This is a genomic window from Thiogranum sp. (genome assembly GCF_058323355.1).
Genome location: NZ_JBTTIO010000018.1, coordinates 1 through 2,727, shown reverse-complemented (window position 1 = coordinate 2,727; position 2,727 = coordinate 1). Strand labels below are relative to the sequence as shown.

Below are 2,727 nucleotides of genomic sequence, written 5' to 3'. Positions count from 1 at the left end.
GATTGATCTGGGAGACGGAAGAACCAATGATGCCTGGCACCATCAGCTTCAGAATCTTCCTCACACCTGCATCGCGAACGCCCCAGCGAGGCCGGGGCAACAGGCGAATCCGCGCCAGTGACGGCAGCAGAAATGCCAGCTGCACAAAACCGGCCACGAACACACCCCAGGCCACGCCGACCATGGGTTGTTCCAGTTGCGGTGAAATCACGAGGGCTGCCGTAATCAGCACCACATTCAGCCACACCGGCGTAAAGGCCGCCGCGGCAAAACGGCCATAACTGTTGAGAATTCCTGCCGCGAACGCGACCAGCGCCATGAACAGCAGGTAGGGGAAGGTAAACCGCAACATATAGGCGGTCAGGTCGAATTTGAGCGGGTCAGACCAGAAGCCCGGTGCAAACACCGTCACCAGCACCGGGCTGGCCAGTACCCCGACCAGCACCAGCAGCCCCAGCAGGCCCAGCAAGGTACCGGCCACATAGTCCACCAGTGCCTGCACCTCGCCGTGTTCGCGCTGTGTCCGGTACTCCGACAGCACAGGCACAAACGCCTGCGAAAATGCGCCTTCTGCGAATAAACGTCGAGTAAAATTCGGGATCTTGAAAGCAACAAAGAAAGCATCCATGCCCGCGCTGACGCCAAAACGTGCAAGGATCATATCGCGCACCAGCCCCAGTACCCGGGAAACCAGCGTCATGGCGCCAACAACAGCCGTGCTGCGGAACATTTTACCGCTCATCAATGCGCCCCGCAGGGTGCGAAATGATTGACAAATCGGGCAGATTTCCGCATAGTGCCCGGCTCTTCGGAACCAGGAACAGGAGAAAGATTTTGGCAAATTCGGCCCAAGCCCGTAAACGCGCCCGCCAGGCAGAGAACCGCCGCCAGCGCAATGCAAGCCAGCGCTCCATGCTGCGCACCTACATCAAGAACGTCGTCAAGGCGGTTGCCGCCGGTGACGCCGAAGCCGCCCAGGCCGCCTACCGGAAGGCTGTACCGGTCATCGACAAATCTGTCGGGAAAGGCCTCATTCACAAGAACAAGGCGGCTCGCCAAAAGAGCCGTCTTGGTCAGCACGTCCGCGCGCTGCAAAGCTGATAGCGGATTGTTTCCTGGTTCCGAAAGCCGGTCGCTGACCGGCTTTTTTAATGGCCTCGTAACACTCAAAGCAGCACCAGGTTATCGCGGTGAATCAGTTCGGGTTCGTCGACATAGCCCAGCAGTTGCTCAATCTGCTCGCTGGCGTGGCCCATAATACGACGCGCCTCGTCGGCACTGTAATTCACCAGCCCGCGCGCCACCTGCCGCCCCTGCGGATCGACACAACTCACCAGTTCACCGCGCTGGAAATTCCCTTCCACGGCCGACACACCGACCGCCAGCAGACTGGAGCCGGACTCTTTCAGTACGCGTACAGCGCCGGCATCCAGCTTCAGCGAGCCTTTTGATTGCAGTTGCCCGGCCAGCCACTGCTTGCGTGACACCAGCCGGCCGCTGGCCGGATACACCAACGTGCCCAGTTCGGCACCGTCTGCCATCTGCTCCAGTACCTGCGCCTCGCGCCCCGATGCAATCCAGGTGGCTGCACCCGAACGCGCCGCAAGTTCTGCCGCGGCAACCTTGGTTGCCATACCGCCACTGCCCAGCCCGCTGCTGCTGGCACTTCCCGCCGCTGCCTTCAATACCGCATCACCCGCCTGCGCTTCACGGATCAACTGCGCATCCGGATGCTCCGTCGGGTCAGCATCGTAAACTCCGGCCTTGTCGGTCAGGATCACCAGCAGATCGGCCTCGACCAGATTCGCCACCAGTGCCGCCAGCGTGTCATTGTCGCCAAACCGCAGTTCGTCGCAGGCCACGGTGTCGTTTTCATTGACGACCGGCACAGTACCCAGCTCCAGCAGTTTGCACAGGGTACTGCGGGCATTCAGGTAACGGGTGCGATTCACGAGATCATCGTGGGTCAACAGCACTTGTGCGGTGTGCAGGCCGTGTGTCTGGAAATGTGATTCCCAGGCCTGCACCAGCCCCATCTGACCCACTGCAGCGGCGGCCTGCTGGGCCACCAGTTGGTGCGGACGCTGTGACCAGCCGAGCCGGTTCATGCCTTCCGCTACTGCACCGGACGACACCAGCACCAGTTCGCAACCTCGTTCACGCAGCGCGTGCATTTGCTCGACCCACCCGGCTATTGCCTTGCGGTCCAGTCCTGCACCGTTGTTGGTCAGCAGCGCGCTGCCAATCTTCACCACCCAGCGCCCGGGGCCGACCTTGCGCCCGGCCTTACCGATAGTTTGTCGGCGGGAATCACTCATCGGACGCTACGTTTTCCGTCTCCTCTGTGGCGGCCTGCCGGCGCGCCTCGATCACATCCATAATGGCGTACACCAGTTCACGTGTACCCAGCTTTGCCAGTGCGGAGATTTCAAATACCGTCCCCTGCCAGTCGAGTCGCTCGACAATGCCCTGGCGTAACGCTTTGCGCTCATCTTCCGGCACCATATCGATTTTATTCAGCACCAGCCAGCGCTCACGCCCGCCCAGTTCGGTACTGAATTTTTCCAGTTCATGGGCGATGGCTTTTACGTCATCGACCGGGTCACTGCCGTCCAGCGGCGCGACATCAACCAGGTGCAGCAACAGGCCGGTACGCGACAGGTGCTTGAGGAACTGCACACCCAGCCCGGCACCTTCCGCGGCACCCTCGATCAACCCCGGAATATC

General features: G+C 61.0%; 4 protein-coding genes. 1 reads left to right on the top strand and 3 read right to left on the bottom strand.

Features of this window, described 5'->3' with window-relative positions; translation table 11 throughout:
* On the bottom strand, nt 1-742 hold a 742-nt coding region (gene murJ, locus ACW81B_RS03255), incomplete at its 3' end, for a murein biosynthesis integral membrane protein MurJ (RefSeq protein ID WP_491578777.1).
* Between the two features lie 92 nt (nt 743-834).
* On the opposite strand from murJ, the gene rpsT reads away from it, so the two are divergent.
* Nucleotides 835-1,101 carry a 30S ribosomal protein S20 gene (gene rpsT / locus ACW81B_RS03250; RefSeq protein WP_491578776.1) on the top strand — a complete coding sequence of 89 codons (267 nt, stop codon included), beginning with the start codon at nt 835-837 and terminating at the stop codon, nt 1,099-1,101.
* 65 nt (nt 1,102-1,166) lie between these two features.
* On the opposite strand, the gene proB is transcribed toward rpsT, so the two are convergent.
* Both proB and ACW81B_RS03240 read right to left on the bottom strand, forming a co-directional pair.
* Nucleotides 1,167-2,318 carry a glutamate 5-kinase gene (proB, locus tag ACW81B_RS03245; protein WP_491578775.1) on the bottom strand — a complete coding sequence of 384 codons (1,152 nt, stop codon included), beginning with the start codon at nt 2,316-2,318 and terminating at the stop codon, nt 1,167-1,169.
* Nucleotides 2,311-2,727, bottom strand: a 417-nt coding sequence (locus ACW81B_RS03240; RefSeq protein WP_491578774.1) for a GTPase, incomplete at its 5' end; no start/stop codon positions are given. The genes proB and ACW81B_RS03240, both read right to left, overlap by 8 nt.

Excerpts from the sequence above, each read along its gene's own strand:
- proB (WP_491578775.1), bottom strand. The coding sequence starts at position 2,318 with ATGAGTGATTCCCGCCGACAAACTATCGGTAAGGCCGGGCGCAAGGTC.